General features: G+C 64.2%; 17 protein-coding genes. 4 read left to right on the top strand and 13 right to left on the bottom strand.

What is annotated here, in order from left to right; all coding sequences use genetic code 11:
- Window positions 1-18: 18 nt before the first annotated feature.
- The gene (locus tag SJY41_RS22390; protein WP_267382058.1) at window positions 19-423 is read right to left on the bottom strand and encodes a helix-turn-helix domain-containing protein; all 405 of its coding nucleotides are present in this window, start codon (window positions 421-423) and stop codon (window positions 19-21) included.
- A 75-nt stretch (window positions 424-498) separates the two neighbouring features.
- Here SJY41_RS22390 and SJY41_RS22395 point away from each other — a divergent pair, with 75 nt between their 5' ends.
- Window positions 499-1,125 (top strand): cation transporter, encoded by a 627-nt coding sequence (locus tag SJY41_RS22395; protein WP_267382059.1) that lies wholly within the window; start codon window positions 499-501, stop codon window positions 1,123-1,125.
- Entirely contained in the window at window positions 1,125-3,080 is a 1,956-nt protein-coding gene (locus SJY41_RS22400; protein ID WP_267382060.1) for a cytochrome c/FTR1 family iron permease, read from the top strand. Before SJY41_RS22395 ends, SJY41_RS22400 begins: the two co-directional genes overlap by 1 nt.
- Window positions 3,081-3,118: 38 nt before the next feature.
- On the opposite strand, the gene SJY41_RS22405 is transcribed toward SJY41_RS22400, so the two are convergent.
- The 12 genes from SJY41_RS22405 to SJY41_RS22460 form a co-directional block, all read right to left on the bottom strand.
- On the bottom strand, window positions 3,119-3,442 hold the full coding sequence (locus tag SJY41_RS22405; protein WP_267382061.1) for a copper-binding protein: 324 nt from the start codon (window positions 3,440-3,442) through the stop codon (window positions 3,119-3,121).
- Window positions 3,439-6,600, bottom strand: a complete 3,162-nt coding sequence (locus tag SJY41_RS22410) for an efflux RND transporter permease subunit (RefSeq protein WP_380784521.1) — start codon at window positions 6,598-6,600, stop codon at window positions 3,439-3,441. Before SJY41_RS22410 ends, SJY41_RS22405 begins: the two co-directional genes overlap by 4 nt.
- Window positions 6,597-7,811: an efflux RND transporter periplasmic adaptor subunit gene (locus SJY41_RS22415; protein WP_380784522.1), complete on the bottom strand. Its 1,215-nt coding sequence runs from the start codon at window positions 7,809-7,811 to the stop codon at window positions 6,597-6,599. The genes SJY41_RS22410 and SJY41_RS22415 overlap by 4 nt, the downstream gene beginning before the upstream one ends.
- On the bottom strand, window positions 7,808-9,061 hold the full coding sequence (locus SJY41_RS22420) for a TolC family protein (protein WP_267382064.1): 1,254 nt from the start codon (window positions 9,059-9,061) through the stop codon (window positions 7,808-7,810). Before SJY41_RS22420 ends, SJY41_RS22415 begins: the two co-directional genes overlap by 4 nt.
- Window positions 9,062-9,151: 90 nt before the next feature.
- Window positions 9,152-9,520, bottom strand: coding sequence for a hypothetical protein (locus SJY41_RS22425; RefSeq protein WP_267382065.1), 369 nt, complete (start codon window positions 9,518-9,520; stop codon window positions 9,152-9,154).
- A gap of 138 nt (window positions 9,521-9,658) precedes the next feature.
- Window positions 9,659-10,033, bottom strand: coding sequence for a DUF305 domain-containing protein (locus tag SJY41_RS22430; protein ID WP_267382090.1), 375 nt, complete (start codon window positions 10,031-10,033; stop codon window positions 9,659-9,661).
- A 77-nt stretch (window positions 10,034-10,110) separates the two neighbouring features.
- Window positions 10,111-10,695, bottom strand: a complete 585-nt coding sequence (locus tag SJY41_RS22435; RefSeq protein ID WP_267382066.1) for a DUF305 domain-containing protein — start codon at window positions 10,693-10,695, stop codon at window positions 10,111-10,113.
- Between the two features lie 39 nt (window positions 10,696-10,734).
- Window positions 10,735-11,955, bottom strand: a complete 1,221-nt coding sequence (locus SJY41_RS22440) for a copper resistance protein B (RefSeq protein WP_267382612.1) — start codon at window positions 11,953-11,955, stop codon at window positions 10,735-10,737.
- A complete protein-coding gene (locus SJY41_RS22445) occupies window positions 11,952-13,904 on the bottom strand; it encodes a copper resistance system multicopper oxidase (protein ID WP_267382067.1) in 1,953 nt (650 codons plus the stop codon). Before SJY41_RS22445 ends, SJY41_RS22440 begins: the two co-directional genes overlap by 4 nt.
- 67 nt (window positions 13,905-13,971) lie before the next feature.
- Window positions 13,972-14,541, bottom strand: coding sequence for an RNA polymerase sigma factor (locus SJY41_RS22450; RefSeq protein ID WP_010165211.1), 570 nt, complete (start codon window positions 14,539-14,541; stop codon window positions 13,972-13,974).
- Window positions 14,538-14,978: a periplasmic heavy metal sensor gene (locus tag SJY41_RS22455; RefSeq protein WP_267382068.1), complete on the bottom strand. Its 441-nt coding sequence runs from the start codon at window positions 14,976-14,978 to the stop codon at window positions 14,538-14,540. Before SJY41_RS22455 ends, SJY41_RS22450 begins: the two co-directional genes overlap by 4 nt.
- Window positions 14,975-15,250, bottom strand: a complete 276-nt coding sequence (locus SJY41_RS22460) for a hypothetical protein (protein ID WP_267382070.1) — start codon at window positions 15,248-15,250, stop codon at window positions 14,975-14,977. Before SJY41_RS22460 ends, SJY41_RS22455 begins: the two co-directional genes overlap by 4 nt.
- 126 nt (window positions 15,251-15,376) lie before the next feature.
- Between SJY41_RS22460 and copC the strand changes: the two genes are divergently transcribed.
- Together copC and copD are read left to right on the top strand one after the other, a co-directional pair.
- Entirely contained in the window at window positions 15,377-15,745 is a 369-nt protein-coding gene (gene copC, locus SJY41_RS22465; protein ID WP_267382071.1) for a copper homeostasis periplasmic binding protein CopC, read from the top strand.
- Window positions 15,746-15,749: 4 nt separating this feature from the next.
- Window positions 15,750-16,676 (top strand): copper homeostasis membrane protein CopD, encoded by a 927-nt coding sequence (gene copD / locus SJY41_RS22470; RefSeq protein WP_267382072.1) that lies wholly within the window; start codon window positions 15,750-15,752, stop codon window positions 16,674-16,676.
- Window positions 16,677-16,979: the final 303 nt, after the last annotated feature.

Genomic DNA, 16,979 nt, shown 5'->3' on the forward strand with positions numbered 1-16,979 from the left:
AGTTAGTGGACACTCGGGTCACACTCCCGCAATGGTTTGAATAATCCGGCAGTCTGCGATTTTTTTGTTGGTGCAGCTTTGGGCGAGCGTCGCCAGCTCGTTATGTAATGAAGTGAGCTGAGCTAGGCGGCGCTCCACATCTTCGAGGTGCCGCGCTGCAATGGCAGATGCCGAGCTGCAATCTTGGTTAGGTGCTTCCGCTAAGGCAATCAGCGAGCGTATTTCGTCGATCGAAAAACCCAACCGACGTCCGTTGCGAACGAAGTTGAGTCGTTGGATGTCGGATGCTCCATAAGTCCGACGTCCGGACGCGGTGCGAGGTGGCTCCGGCAAAAGTCCGATCGTCTCGTAAAAGCGGACGGTGGTCACCTTGGTAGCGGTTTCACGCGCTAGCTGGCCTATCATCATGGGCGCAATCGTCATCGTGTTACCTGCTAATGCGAACGGATCGCAGATTTCGCTTTATCCTACAGTTACTGTAGCATGTAGGGAGGGGCCATGGAACCCAATGAAGCAAGCTGCGGCTGCGCCGGCGAACCGGCTCGCGCGCAACATGATCCAGCCTACCGCCGCGCGTTACTGATCGTCGTGGTGCTCAATCTCGGCTTCGGTGTTGCCGAGCTGTTCGGTGGATTTATTGCCGACAGTCAGGCGCTGAAGGCGGACTCGCTCGACTTTCTGGGCGACGGCTCGATCAGCCTCCTTGGCTTGCTTGCACTCGCCTGGGCGCCCCGGGCGCGGTCTAATATTGCCCTCTCGCAAGGGCTGTTTCTTGGGGCTCTCGGAGTGGGCGTGATTTGCTTCGCGATCTGGCGAGCCCTCAACGCTACCGCACCTGATGCCGAGCTGATGGGCGCGATTGGCGTCGTCGCTCTGGCAATCAATGTCGCCTCGGCATTGGTGCTTGCACGCTTCCGGGAAGGAGACGCCAACGTCCGTGCGATCTGGCTGTTCAGCCGCAACGATGCACTCGCTAATGTGGCAGTGATCGCCGCTGCCGGGCTGGTCGCTTGGACGGGGAGCGCCTGGCCGGACTTGGCGGTCGCCGGTGTAATCGCACTTCTGTTCCTGCACTCGGCTTATGAGATTGTCACAGGCGCGTTGCGCGAACGAGGGCAGCGATAATGCGTATCCTCGACGTGATCAGGGCGCTGCTCTCGGTTCGGTTTTTGGCCACGATAGTTGCCTTGCTCGTCCCCACCGCGGCGATGGCCGATCCGGCTGATGTGCAAACCGCGTGGCGGCTGCTCGACTATGTGGCGGTCGATTATGGTGGTGCCGTTGAGGCCGGCAGGATCAAAAGCAAGTCCGAATATTCCGAAATGAATGAGTTTGCTGCATCGGTTTCGACACGGCTTCTGAGCTTGCCGGCAAAGCCCGAACGGCAAAGCCTCATTCAAGGAGCCGCCAACCTCCAAGCGCTTATTGGCCGCAAGGGATCGGCCGAACAGGTCGCTACCCTCGCGCATGGGCTCGCAGCCGATCTGCTGCGCGCCTATCCGGTGCCGCTTGCGCCCGACAAGGTGCCGGATCTCGCATCGGGATCTGCCCTATTCCAGCAGACCTGTGCCGCTTGTCACGGCATGACAGGGAACGGGCACGGTCCCGACGCGGCCAAGCTTTCCACGCCTCCGATTGCGTTCACCGATGTAACCCGCGCCCGGCAACGGAGTGTGTTCGCGCTTTATCAGGTGGTGACGCAGGGCATTGACGGGACGGCGATGCAGAGCTTCGCTGATCTGCCGAACGATCAGCGTTGGGCGGCTGCGTTCCGCGCTGGCAGCTTTGCCTTTACCGACGAACAGGCGCGAGAAGGCGCGCGGCTGTGGAAGTCGGACCCGGCGCTTCGCAGACGTATTCCGGATTTGAAAACGCTGGTCGCGCTCACCCCGGCTGCGCTCGCCACCTCAATCGGCGAAGCCAAGGCCGACGCCGTGCTCGCGTTCCTGCGTCGCCACCCCGATCAGGTGGTGCAACAGGCGCCCGGATCGCTCTCACTCGCCCGTGCCAAGCTCGCCGAAAGTGTCGCTGCGGCACGGCGCGGCAATGCGCACGGGGCAAAGGAGCTGGCCCTGTCGGCGTATCTCGACGGGTTCGAACCGATCGAACCGACACTCACGGCGCGCGATGCGACCCTGATGGGTCGTATCGAGGGCGCTATGGGCGAGTTCCGCGCCGCGATCGACCGCGGTGCCTCGCCCGAAGATCTCGCAGAAAAGGTATCGGTGCTCGACGGTTTGTTCGACGATGCGGAAGCCGTGCTGTCCCCTGATGCCGCCACGGGGGCGTCCACCTTCCTGGGGGCATTTACAATCTTGCTGCGCGAAGGGCTCGAAGCGCTGCTCATCGTCGTCGCCATGATCGCATTTCTGCGCAAGGCCGATCGCACCGACGCGCTGCGCTACGTTCATGGCGGATGGATTGGCGCGCTCGTCGCCGGCGGCGTCACCTGGGCGGTTGCCACCTATGCGATCGGGATCAGCGGCGCGAGCCGCGAGCTCACCGAAGGGTTCGGATCGCTGTTTGCAGCGATCGTGCTACTTTCGGTAGGCATCTGGATGCACGGCAAGGCGCAAGCCGATCAGTGGCAGCGCTACATTCGCGAGAAGATGTCGCGCGCGCTTTCGGGCGGCTCGGGCTGGTTCCTGTTCGGGCTTGCGTTTGTCGTGGTCTATCGCGAGGTCTTCGAGACGATACTGTTCTATGCGGCGCTCTCGGCGCAGGGGAACAACGCAATGCTCCTTGCCGGTGCCGGGTCAGCGGTTGCTTTGCTGGGCGTGATCGCCTGGGCCATGCTCCGCTACACCCGAAAGCTGCCGATCACGCAGTTCTTCCGCTTTAGCTCGTGGCTGATGGCGGCGTTGACGGTCGTGCTTGCGGGCAAGGGTGTTGCTGCACTCCAGGAAGCTGGGATCATCGACATAGCGCCGCTCGCAGACGTACCACGGCTGTCGATGCTTGGTCTGTTTCCGACCTGGCAATCGGTGCTCGCGCAAATTCTCATGGCGGTCGCTATCGCCATCGGGTTCGCGTGGAACCGGCGTGGCGGAAACCAGCCCCGGAAAGCTACCTCGGCCTAGAGTAGAGGCGGACCGCCTTGGACGGTCCGCCTGCAACGTCAACGTGGCTTTATGGCGGTCACGGTCGGCCCCGTCGCAGTGACCTGCACCGTAAAATCGATCCGCTGCCCAACCTTGACGCCTTTAAGGAGCGTTGGCGGGTTGGCGACAAAGGCCATCGTCATCCCGGGCCATGCCAGTGCGGCGATCGGCCCGTGCTGGAGCGTGACCTTGGCTGTCTTCGGATCGAGCGCCTTGACGATGCCGCTACCGTTGCCGGTTTTGGCGGCCTTCGCCGCCATGCCCGGCATCGGTTTCATCGGCTGTGCTATTACGGGGGTAGCCGTGAGGCTGGCAGCGATGAGTAGTGCGATCGGTTTCATATTTGCTCCTGAGTTGAAGGGGGAAGGGGGAACGTAGAAGCGGCAGGCTGGCGCGATCGTCGCAGCAGCAGATAGGCGGCGGGCAGCACCAGCATCGAAAGAAGTGGCGCCGTCAGCATCCCACCAATCATGGGAGCCGCGATCCGGCTCATCACTTCGGAGCCGGTGCCTGTGCCGATCAGGATCGGAAACAGGCCGGCCAGGATCACAGCGACGGTCATCGCCTTGGGCCGGACACGAAGGAGGGCGCCTTCGCGCACTGCCGCTACGACCGATGCGTCGTCCGGCCTAGAGCCGCGGGCATCGAGCGCGTGCTTTAGGTAGATCAGCATCACCACGCCGAACTCCGCCGAAACGCCGGCGAGCGCGATAAACCCGACACCGGTCGCGACCGACTGGTTGTAGCCGAGCAGATAGAGCAGCCATAGACCGCCGGTGAGCGCGAACGGCAGGGTGCCCATCACCAGCGCGGCTTCATCGAGCCGGCGGAAGGTCGCGTAGAGCAGCAGGAAGATGATGACCAAGGTCGCCGGCACGACGATCTTCAATCGCTCGACTGCGCGCTGCAGATACTCGAACTGTCCGGTATAGGTGACGCTGACGCCGGGGGGCAGTTTCACCTTGGCGGCGATCGCGTTCTGCAGATCACGAACGATGGTGGTGAGCGGCGCGCCGCGCCCGTCGATGTAGATCCACGTCACCGGCCGGCCGTTCTCGCTGCGTAGCATCGGGGGTCCATCGGTGATGCGAACGTCGGCGACGGTGCCGAGCGTGATCTGCTGCCCTGCCGGCGTCAGCACGGCCAGGTTGCGCAAGCCATCGATGCTGTCGCGCAGCTCGCGCGGGTAGCGCACGCTGATCGGATAACGCGCCAGTCCCTCGACGGTCTGGCCGATCGTCTCTCCGCCGATCGCGCCCGACACGATCGACTGCACGTCGGCGACGTTGAGGCCATAGCGTGCCGCAGCGGCCCGGTTGATATCGACATCGATATACCGCCCGCCGGTGAGCCGTTCGGCGAGCGCAGACCCCACCCCAGGCACGGTCTTCGCGACCTGTTCGATCTCGCGCGCGGCCGCATCGATTTCGGCGAGGTTGGACCCCGCCACCTTGATACCGATCGGACTCTTGATGCCGGTCGACAGCATCTCGATCCGGTTACGGATCGGCGGAATCCAGAAATTGGCGAGGCCCGGCACCTTCACTGCCTTGTCGAGCTGATCGATCAATTTGTCCTGCGTCATGCCCGCGCGCCACTGATCCTTGGGCTTGAAGCGGATCGTGGTCTCGAACATTTCGAGCGGCGCAGGGTCGGTCGCGGTGTCAGCGCGGCCGGCCTTGCCGAACACGCTTTCCACTTCGGGTACGGTCTTGATGAGCCGGTCGGTGAGCTGGAGCAACTGACCTGCCTTGGCGGTCGAGATGCCGGGCAGCGCGGAAGGCATGTAGAGCAGGTCGCCCTCGTTCATCTGCGGGATGAACTCGCCGCCAAGCTGACTGATCGGCCAGAGGCTGGTCGCAAACACCAGGCCGGCGATGACCAGCGCCTGCTTCGGCCGCGCCAGTACCCAATCGAGCGCGGGACGATAGATGCGGGTGAGGACGCGATTGATTGGATTGGCATTCTCGGATGGGATGCGACCGCGGATCAGCAACCCCATCAGCACCGGGATCAGCGTGATCGACAGGATTGCAGCGCCAGCCATCGCATAGGTCTTGGTAAAGGCGAGCGGCGCGAACAGGCGCCCCTCCTGACCCTGAAGCGAGAAGATCGGCACGAACGAGAACGTGATGATGAGGAGGCTGAGAAAGAGCGCCGGGCCGACTTCGACCGCAGCGGCGGTGATGACGCGCCAGCGCTCAGCACCCGCTAATGTTTCGTCCGGATGATCGTGCGCCCAATGCTCGAGATGTTTGTGCGCGTTTTCGATCATGACGACGGCCGCATCGACCATTGCGCCGATGGCGATGGCGATGCCGCCCAGGGAGAGGATATTGGCGTTCAGTCCCTGCACGCGCATCGCAATGAAGGCGATGAGGATACCGAGCGGAAGCGTAAGAATGGCGACCAGCGCCGATCGAACGTGCCAGAGGAATAGCGCGCAGACGAGCGCCACGACGATGAACTCTTCGATCAGCTTACTGCGCAAATTGTCGACCGCGCGATCGATCAGGCCCGACCTGTCATAGGTGGTGACGACCTCCACGCCGGGTGGCAGGCTCTTCTTCAATTCCTCGAGCCGGGTGCGTACCCCGTCGATCACCTCGCGCGCGTTCTTGCCCTGGCGCATCACGATGACACCGCCTGCAACCTCACCCTCGCCGTTGAGCTCGGCCAACCCGCGCCGCATTTCCGGACCGATCTGAATTGTGGCGACGTCGCCGAGTGTCACGGGGACACCGCCAACCGTCTTGAGCGGCACGCTGCGGAAATCGTCGAGCGTCTTCAGATAGCCGGTCGCGCGGACGATATATTCCGCCTCGGCCATCTCGAGAACCGATCCGCCGCTCTCCTGGTTGCCGCGCTTCAGTGCTTCGGTCACCGCCTCGTGGGTGATCCCGTAAGCGGCCAGCTTCTGCGGATCGAGGACGACCTGATACTCTTTCACCATGCCGCCGATGCTCGCGACCTCGGCGACCCCCGGCACGGTCTTCAACTCGTAGCGCAGGAACCAGTCCTGGATGCTGCGGAGTTGTGCGAGATCGTGACGCCCGGTCCGGTCGACCAGTGCATATTCATAGACCCAGCCCACCCCGGTAGCATCCGGGCCGAGCGATGCCTTTGCACCCTCGGGCAGACGGCTTTGCACCTGGCTCAGATATTCAAGGACCCGGCTGCGCGCCCAATAGAGATCGGTAGTGTCGTCGAACAGCACATAGACGAAGCTGTCGCCGACGAACGAATAGCCGCGCACGACGCGCGCGCCCGGCACGGACAGCATCGTCGTCGCGAGCGGATACGTGACCTGGTTCTCGACGATCTGCGGGGCCTGGCCCGGATAGGTGGTGCGGATGATGACCTGGACGTCGGACAGGTCGGGCAGCGCATCGACCGCGGTCGAGCGCAAAGCGCCCACCCCGACGACGATCAGCGCGAGTGCTGCGAGCAGGACGAGGAAACGCGCCTTGACGGACGCCTCGATGATCCGCGCGATCACTTCGTGTCGCCCGTGATCGGGCGCGCGGCGATGCCGGTCAGGCTCGCCTCGCTGTCGAGCAGGAACTGGCCCGATGCGACGACCTTCTCGCCTGACGCCAGTCCGGCTAGGATTTCGGTCTGGCCGCTTGCCTCGCGCCCGATACGGACCTCGGCTGGTCGGAAACGACCCTTGCCGTCGGCGAGCATGACGAGCGTGCGCTTGCCGGTGCGGATCACGGCTTCACTCGGCACCAGCAGCGCGGTGTCGGAAGTGCCACCCAGGTGAACGGTCGCGAACATGCCGGGGCGCAGGCGACCGCCCGGGTTACGCAGCTCGACCCGTACCGTGAGCGTCCGGCTGTCCGCCTGCGTCGTCGGCAAGACGGCGATGACGCGGCCGGTGAAGCGCTCGCCGGGGAACCCCGCCAGCTCGGCATTCGCGGTCTGCCCGACTTTGACTGCGGTTGCGCGCACTTCCGGCACCGCAGCGTTCAACCAGACCGTGCCGAGGCCGTTGACCTGCGCGAGCGTCTGCCCGGGCGCGAGCGTGACCCCGGCGCGCGCATCGAGTGTCTGGATAACCCCCCCGATCGGGCTGCGGATGGTGGTCATCCCGCGCCCGCCCGCCACGCCGCCCGGAATGCCGATCAGTCGCAGACGCTGGCGTGCGGCAGCGATCAACGATGGATCGCCGGTTTTGCGCACCGCTTCATATTCGCCCTGCGCGCCGCCCCATTCGGGGACCAACACGTCGGCGATCGGCGCCCCGGCACGGATTATGTCGCCCGGTGCGCGGCCATAGACGCGTTGGATGAAGCCTGCGGCACGTGCCTGCACGATTGCGATGTCGCGCTGATTGAAGTCGATTGCGCCGGTCACATCGAGCGTGCCGGCCAACGTGCCGGTGGTTGCGGTCGCGAGCCGGATGCCGAGGCTCTGCATCGCCGAAGGGTCGATCGTGACGCTTGGCTTTGCCGTTGGGCCGCTACTCGCGTCGGCATATTTGGGGACCGTCTTCATCCCCATAGACGACAGGGAATCCGGATTGTCGTAATGCTCCTGCGGCACCATCGGGTCGTAATAATAGAGCGGCTTGCGAGGAGTATCCGGTGTCCCTGCGGAAGGTGCCCCATTTCGCGAGCCGGCCAGATAATAGCCTCCAGCACCCGCGACGAGGGCGACAGCGGCAAGCGTCGCAGCGAGCTGCGACGGTTGAAGTGACGTGGTCATTGGTCGGCGCTCCCGAACAGGAGAATGAGCCGCGCGCCGTCCGCGGCGACAGTCGCCTCGCGATCGAGCGTGGTGAGGACCGCGTCGGCAAGCGCGGCGTGCGCGTCGGCGATATCGGTGAGGGTGGCGCGCCCGGCGCTGTAACTGCCGGTCTCGAGCGTCACCCGCTGCTCGGCGAGCGGCTGCAGCACGTCGCGCGCGCGCGACCATTGCGCGTGGTGCATCGCGTGATCGGCAAGACCTGCTTCGAGATCGGCGGTCAGTTCGCGCAAACTGGCATCTGCGCTGGCGCGCGCGCTGTTGGCATCGGCAGCGCGGGCCGCGATCAACGGTTCCTGGCGCCGCTTTTTGAATAACGGCAGGCCGATCGTGACGCCTGCAGACACATAATCGCCGAACCGGGGATCGCGGCGTTGGTAGGACAGATCGACGCCGAAATCGGGACGCCGTTCGGCCTCGGCCAAGCGAAGGTCGGCATCCGCGCGACCGATCGTGGCACCGGCCAACACCAGAGTCGGATGCTCGCGGAGCGATGCGCGCAGGCGCGCAGGCTCGACCGTGAAGTCCGGGATCGGACCTGCGATGTCGGGGTCGGCTTCGCCGGTCCAGCGCGTGAGGTCGGCGCGCGCGCGGCCGACCATCGACACCAGTTCGTCGCGCCGGTCCTGTAATTTCGCAACGGCTTCGCGCCCGGCGAGCACCTGTGCTGGCCGAGATGCACCCGACGCGACCGCACCGGGTGACGCTTTGACGAAGCGGTCGAGGCGTTGGAGCACCGTGTCGAGCGCCGTAAGTCTACGCTCGGCATATGCGAGACTGATCCATGCAAGCGCGGCTTGGACCTTGACGATGCGGGCTTCCACGCCGGTCTCTGCGTCGGCGACGCCTATGTCCGCTTCCGCGCGACCACGTTGCGCGCGACGCTTGGCAAGATTGGGAATGTCCTGCGAGACACCGACGCGCACCCAGGTGAAGTTATCGCGCTGTGGCGCGAACGCGAGCGGTCCCGAGATCGGAAAGCTGTCGATCCCGAGCGCGAGCTTCGGATCGGGCAACTGTCCTGCGGCGCTTCGCGACGAACGCATAGCATCGGCACCGAGCGACTTCGCCTTGATCGACGGCGCATCGGCAGCGGCTTTTTGCAGCGCCGCGTCGAAGGTCATCGGTCCAGCAATCGCCGGCATACTGACCGACGCGAGCGCGAGCCATACCAGCGCGCGCGACGCACGGCGGCGTAAGAAGGTTCGCATGTCGTCATGTCCTGATCCTTGAGTTCACATCGCGTCGTACCCGGCGCATGCGCGCCGGGTCGCGTGACGAGCACGCGCGCGGACTTGAAATCAGATCAGGATCGAAGGAGGTTCTGGCTCGGGGGCGGTCGAACGGCCGCGCAAGGCTGCGAAGATACCGATCTGCTCATCACGATCGGAGTGCGCCGCAGCCTGGAGAACCATCGATGCGTCGGACAGCATCATCGTCCCGCCCGCCGCCATCATGGCGATGCAGCCGGCCAAGCCGCACTTGCACGGCTTGTGGGCTGCATTCTTCTCCGCCGCTGACATGCAGTCCGGCATGGATGCCATGTCGCTGGGTGCCATCGCTGCCATGTCCATCGCCCCTGCCGGGGCGGCAAGCGCTTGGGCCGGCTGCTGCACAGCCAGTCCGACCATCACGCCGATCAGCATCAGGAAAAGGAACAGGCGTTTCACATGCACTTCCTGCGGGGTGCCTCTCAACCTGTCAATCGGCCAAGTCTTCTTCGTGGGATCATCGATTTGGTTACATGATGAAATCGAAAGCCCCGCCCTGTTGCCCGTGCTTGGGGAAACAGAGCGGGGCAACACCCGTTATTGCGGGCGCTTACCGTGCTTGCGGAGCCACGCCTGTAGCCCTGCAATATCCTTTTCCTGTTTGGTGATCGTCATCTGCGCCATCTGCCGCGTCTCGGCATCCTTGGCGTCGCGCACCGCGACACGCGACATGGTGATCGCGCCGCGGTGATGCTCGATCATCTTGCGGGTCCACATTTCCGATGGGTCGCCCTGCTTTGCGGCCATCATCTTCTGGTGCATGTCCATCTCGGCCTGACCGTACGGATTGCCAGCCATCATCGTGGCCATATCGCCGTGGTTCATGCCCTTCATCTGGCTATGATCCATGCCCTGCATCCCGCCCTGCTGCGCGAGCGCGGGGGTGGCGAGGATCGCGAAGGCTGCAAACATCGGTATCAAACGCATTCTCGATCTCCTCGGTGATTACTCAACCTTCTACGCGGCAAAGCATCGCATCCCTCACGCCGTCAGCGGATCGGCTGCAGGGTGTTCACCCCGGCGCTCTCGTCGGTTTCGGGCGGGGGAGGGGGAACCTGCTTGTCGCGGTAGGACGGTAGGTCCGGCGCGCCGTTCGGCATGGGGTGCGCTTCCAGCCGCGCAATCATCCGCTTCATGTCTGTGATTTCGCGAACCTGGGCATCGATAATCCCGTCGGCCAGTCGGCGAACCTCAGGGTCTTTGATATGCGCCCGCTCGCTCGTCATGATCGCGATCGAGTGGTGTGGGATCATCGCCTTCATGTAGCTCACGTCGTCCACCGTCTCCTGGCTGCGGACCAGCCATAAGGCGAGCACGAAGACCACGGCGCTGCCAGCAAGAATCGCCAAATTGACGGTCCGGTTCTTATACATCGACCACATGAAGCCGAGCATGATGACGGCCATCGTCGCTCCCATGACGACGGCCATCCATGTTCGGGTCTGGCTATATTCGACGTGACTCCACGTGTAGGTGTTCAGATACATCAGCCCGAACATCACGACGGTCGAAGTCGCGATCATCGCGGCAAAACGACCGTAACCCGTTCCGCTACTTTTCTCGTGGTTGTCCATCTTCGTGTTTCCCTATTTGTGCCCCCGCGTCTTTCATCGTCAGAACCACACCCGCACACCGGCCACGAAGCTGGTGGTGGTCGGATCTTTGCCCTCGGCGCGTGTGAAATCGGCGGTACGTCCGGTCTGTGCGACATAGGAGACGCCGATATAGGGCGCGAACTGCCGCCTGATGTCGTAGCGGAGCCGGAGCCCCAGCTCGGCGTCGGTCAGCCCCGCGCCAAGCCGGTTTTCGGGCACGTCCTGCGCCGATAGATTGAACTCGACCCGCGGCTGAAGGATCAGCCGCTGTGTGATGCGCTGGTCGTAATACCCCTCGAGGCGACCGAGCAGATCCCCCTTGGTCGACAGGAACAAAGCGCCCTCGACCTCGAACATATAAGGCGAAAGACCCTCGAACCCGACGGTCGCATAGGTGCGGTCGGGTGACGGCTGGAAGTCGTGGCGGACGCCTGCCTGAAGGTTGAAGTACGGACCGACGGCTCGACTGTAGAGCGCCTGGACTTCGGCACTTTCGACACCCTCGCGTAACGCGCCCTCGCCCTCGCTCTTCAGCCACAAGCGATTGATGTCACCGCCGAACCACGCCTCGCCATCCCAACGATATCCGTCGCGGCCTTGGCGTGCCTGATATTCGGCAAGATTGAACATGGCCTGGTAGAAGGGCTGGCCGCCTTGCTCGAACATCATGTCGTGCCGCGCCTTGGCCATATCGGCCGGCGCGAACTGACGATCGGCGTAATGATCCATCGGTGGCGCGGGGGCCGGTGCGTTCCCGGCGGAAAGCGCCGTGCCGGTCTGCTCCATTTCGGGCATCGCCATCCCGACCATGCCCGGCATGGCCTGCATATCATGACCGCTGTGCTGGTCGCCGGACATATTCATCCCCGGCATTGCCTGCTGGGCGCCCTGTGGAGCCGTTTGGCCGCTCGCGGGCATCACCATTCCCGGCATGGATTGGGACGCGCCCGGCGCTGGCTTTGAGGCATCGCCGGGCATGGTCATGCCCGGCATCGCCGAATGGTCCATGCCCGCCATGCCGACCATCGGGTCAGCCGTTGCGTTCGCGGGCGCCTTGCGCTTCGCGGCAACGGGCTTTGCCTTGACGCGCTTGGCTGGCGCGGACGATTTGGCCGCAGGTTTCTTCTGAGCCGGCATCGTCATGCCGGGCATGTTCATGCCCTGCATCGACTGCGCAGCGACCGGAGCCGCGAGGGTGAGCATGGCGCCCGACGCCAACATGGGAGCGAGGCGCGTCATGCGGCGTCTCCCCGCGGACGGACACTCACGGTTCGCATCATGCCGGCGTGCATGTGGTAGAGGAGATGGCAGTGGAACGCCCAATCGCCGACCGCATCGGCGGTAAAATCCCACGTTACCTTGCCGCCTGGCTGGACGATGACGGTGTGTTTGCGCGGCGCGTGATCGCCGTGCCCCGTCACCAGCTCGAAAAAGTGGCCGTGGATATGGATTGGGTGCCCCATCATGCTATCGTTGATGAGGTTGATCCGCACACGCTCACCTTCGAGGAAGGGAATCGGCTCCATTTTGTCAGACATCTTCACGCCGTCGAACGACCACATGAAGCGCTCCATGTTGCCGGTCAGGTGAATGTCGAGGCTGCGGCTGGGAGCCCGCACGTCCGGGTTGCGTTCCAGCGCCATCAAGTCCCGGTAGACCAGCACCTTGTGGCCGACATTCTCAAGCCCCTGACCGGGGTCGCCGGTGCGATCCATCGGCATCGGCGAGATCGTCTGGACACCCGGTCCTTTCTTGACCTGCGGGGCTTTGGAGAAGTCGCGCATCTTCATTGACCCCATGTCCATGCCGGCCATGCCCTGCTGGCCACCCATCGAACTGTGGTCCATCCCCGCCATGCCGCCCGCGCTGCCGCCCGTCGCCATCGCACCGTGGTTCATCGCCGAATGATCCATCCCTGACATCGTGCCGCCTTGCGGCATTCCGCCCATTGCCATCGCGCCTGCTGCCGTGCCGGCGCCGAGGGTGGTGAGACTGGCGGACGGGTTTTTCTCATTGGTCGGGTCGGGGCCGCGCATCCCGCCGCTCGACACATCCATGCCGCCCATCGACGACATATCCATGCCCATGTCCTTCATCGTCGCGAGCGGGCGCGGACGAAGCGCAGGCACCTCGGCCGCCATGCCGGGGCGCGGGGCGAGGGTGGCGCGCGCCAGGCCGGATCGGTCGATTGCCTCGCCGACAAGCGTGTAAGCGCGGTCGTCGACTGGAGTGACGATTGCGTCGTAGGTTTCGGCAACACCGATCTGGAACTCGTCCACCTCGACCGGCATGACGTTTTGCCCGTCAGCCTGGACGATGCTGAGCTTGAGACCGGGGATGCGGACATTGAAGGTTGTCATCGACGATGCATTGATGACGCGTAGTCGCACGCGCTGCCCGGGCGTGAACAGCGCGGTCCAGTTGTCGCGCGGGCCGTGACCGTTGACAAGATAGGTATAGGCGGGGCCGGTCGCGTCGGAAATATCGGTGGGGTCCATCCGCATCTTGCCCCAATCCACACGGTCCTTGAGCGGCTGATCCTTGCCGGAAAGCAGGCCGGCGAGGGTCTGACGCTGATAGTTGAAGTGACCGGGGTCGACTTTCATGTCGCGGAAGATGGTAGCGGGGCTGAGCTGGCTGTGGTCGGACAGCACGATGACATGTTCGCGGTCGGACTGCACCGGATCGGCGCCGACAGGATCGATCACGATCGGCCCGTAATGCCCAAGCTGTTCCTGAAGCCCGGAATGGCTGTGATACCAATACGTGCCGTTCTGCCGGATCGGAAACTCATAGAGGAAGCTCGAACGGGGCTTGATGCCGGGGAACGAGATGCCGGGTACCCCATCGAACTGCGGGGGAACGAGCAGTCCGTGCCAGTGGATCGAACTGTCCTCGTCGAGATCGTTGATGACATTGAGCCGAACGGTCTGCCCCTCGCGCAACCGGATCAGCGGGGCCGGCACGGTGCCGTTGATGCCGATCGCCTTGGACGCGCGGCCATCGATCATCATCGTCTGGCGCGCGATGCGGAGCGTAATGTCGTTGCCGGTGACGGTCGGCAGCGGCGTGATGATGCCTGCCGAATTGGTCTGCGCCCATGCCGGCATGTAGGCCGACAGCGCGAGTCCGCCGCCTGCAAGGGCGGCACCGCGTAGCATCTGGCGGCGGTCGATAATGCGGCTCATACGATCCTCAAGGCTTTCGATCGGGGATGTCCCTCTAGCCTTGATACGCGGTGCGTCGTGCTACCCCTCAACGATCGCCTAATTGCTCGAGCAGCTTGGCACGTGCGCGATAAAGCCGTGTTTCCACAGCCTTCTCGCTGATCGACAACACCGCAGCGGTTTCCGCCTGGCTCAAGCCTTCGATCGTCCGCAGCACCAGCGGCTCCTTCAAGGCAACGGGGAGGGCAGCAATGGCGCGCGTCACCCGGTCCAGCTCCTGCCGATCGCTGGCGGCGTCGTCGATCGGCACCTGATCGTCCGTAACCGCCTCGGCCTCGATGCCGACCGGGATCGCGAATGAGAGGAAGCGGCGCACGGTCCGCTTGCGTCCCCAATCACGGCATTTGTTGAGCGCGATCGTGGAAAGCCACGCCCGCATCGACCGATTGCCATCGTAACGCGGCATGGCTTGGTGGGCAGCAACGAAGGTCTCCTGCAACAGGTCCAGCGCCTCGTCGGGTTCACCGACGCAGGCGCGGACCATCCGGAAAATCGGTTGCCGATGACGACGCATGATCTCGGCAAAGGCCGCTTCCCGCCCCGCGATGCTGAGCGTCGCAAGCTCGGCCTCGGTGAGCGAGGTCCAGTCGAGGCTCAACGCTGATCGTCGGTGAGCGCCTTGACCACCGCCTGGTCGAACTGCCCGGTCTGGTTAGGCCGGAGAAGCTGTCGCATGGCGAATATATGCGCGAGCGTCGCCTTCTGGAGCTCGCCCATGACGGCGTGGCTCCGATCGACTGCCGCGACAACGCGCGGCCCGTTGCCGTGTTCGACTTCGATAGCCTCCGCGAGACGGGCATTGTCGGCCCGCAACTCCAGCTCGAAGGCGCGGCGTTGGACCGCGAAGCGCTGTTCCAGCGCTTGCAGGCGTGCCTGCTGGTCTGCGTCCAGCGCCAGCTTGTGATGCAACACCTCGTGCAGCTCCGCGCCGGGCTGCACCGGCGAGGGGAGAAGTGCCCGTCCGATGAACACACCGCCGATCGCCGCTACAAAGCAGGCGATCACGCACAATATCAGCCGGACGCGACCGCTCATGGCGCGCCGGCGAGCAAGACCGACGGGGCGAGCGGCGACATTGGCCCGAGTGGCGAAAGCGCAGAAACCGCTCCGGCCTCTCTGGCCGGAAAGCCCGCGCCCAAGACGCCCATGACGAGCGCTACGGCGATCGTCACTGCGCCGATGCCCGTGCCGGCTCGTGCCGCTGGCCGCGCCGCGATGCGCGCAAGCACTCTGGCTTCCATTCCGTCGAGGCTGGCGGGCACGGGAGCGTGCGCCATCCTCGTCAATACTGCGTCGAGGTCATCCATGTCGTTCACTCCACCCCTCTAGCATAGGTTACGCATGCCGCAGCCCAATCCCTCAACACGACCTTTCGAGGGGTAGTCGATTGGGGCGCGTAACGTAGGATAGTCCCCGTTACGAAGGAGCCATCCATGCGCCGCTTCCCTGTCCTGATCGCCACTGCCGCAAGCCTTGCACTCGCCGGCACCGCCTACGCGCACCCCAAACTGCTGTTCGCGAGCCCGTCCGCGAATGCGACCGTTGCCAAGCCGACGCATATCGAGCTGCATTTCAGCGAAAAGCTGATGCCAGCCTTTTCCAAGGCAGAACTGACTATGGCGGCCATGCCCGGGATGGCAGCCATGAAGATGGCCAGCGTAGCAAAGCTGGGGCCTGATGGCCGTACGCTGATCGTCACTCCCAACGGCTCGCTCCCGCACGGCCGCTACAGCGTGGCATGGCAGGTGGTGTCGACAGACACGCACAAGGTCGCCGGAAGCTATTCCTTCGCGGTGAAGTGAGACGATGACCGATTGGTCGCTGATCGGCATCCGCTTCGCGCTCTACCTGACGCTGGCGGCGCTGTTCGGCCTCGCTGCATTCGGCATCTATGGGCTGCGAGCTGACGAGCGCGGTGATGCGCTCGCGCTGCGCGCATGGCTGGTCGGCAGCGCCGCCCTCGGCCTCTTATTCTCGGCCGCCTGGATCGTGCTGATGGCCTCCTCGATGGCGGGAACGCCAGCGTGGCCGATCGATCGCGAAGCGATCGGCGCGCTGCTCACCGGGTCTGCGATCGGGGCGGCCTGGAAGCTCCGCATGGTCGTGCTTGTTGTCGCAGGTGTGGCGGCAATGATGATTGCCCGCCACGTAATCTGGCTGTGCATCGTCGCGCTTTGCGGCGTCGTTGCGATCGGCACGCTGGCATGGACCGGGCACGGTGCGATGGATGACGCCGCGATCGGCTGGGTTCACCTCGGTGCCGATATTCTGCACCTGGTCGCTTCGGCGACTTGGGTCGGCGCCTTGTTCGGCCTGATCCTTCTTGTCTCGCGGCCCGCTGCGCGGGTCGATGCAGCACACCTCGAACTGACGCACCGCGCGCTGTACGGGTTCGGGATGGTCGGAACGGTCGTGGTCGCTACGATCGTCGTCACCGGCTTGATCAACGGCTGGATGTTGGTCGGTGTCGACCGCCTCACGGACCTCGGCAAGTCGCTCTATGGTCGGCTCCTGCTCGCCAAGCTGGTGTTGTTTGCAGTTATGCTCGGTCTTGCCGCCCTCAACCGCTTTCGGTTGACGCCGACTTTCGAGCGATCCATCGTCAGTGCCGATCATCGCAGGGCTATTAGTGCGTTGCGCGCGAGCCTCGTAACCGAGACCGGGTGCATCGTCGTCATCCTCGGACTCGTCGCCTGGCTGGGGACCCTCGCTCCCCCTGCATCGGCGATGTGAGGATCGGCCGGGCGGTCCTCGTGGCTCCCGGCCTCCTGCTCTGATGGATCAATCGGAGGACCACTCCCGTTTGTTTCCAAGGGTAACCGACCCCGGCCGCGTAGAGTCTAGGTAGGCGGGCTTGACCTTGACACGATGTCAGACCCTACATGCCCTCGGGTAGAAGGAGTCTCACGCCATGAACGACCCTCAGTCCCATACGCCTCAAGCCAGCGGGTGCGGCTGCTCCGGGCAGAGTACCACGGAGCCTGCGGCCGCGACTGTCTCTCCCGCGCCAGCGGCCTGCTGCTCGGGTGGAGCGGC

Source organism: Sphingomonas sp. R86520 (assembly GCF_042466285.1).
Taxonomy (GTDB): domain Bacteria; phylum Pseudomonadota; class Alphaproteobacteria; order Sphingomonadales; family Sphingomonadaceae; genus Sphingomonas.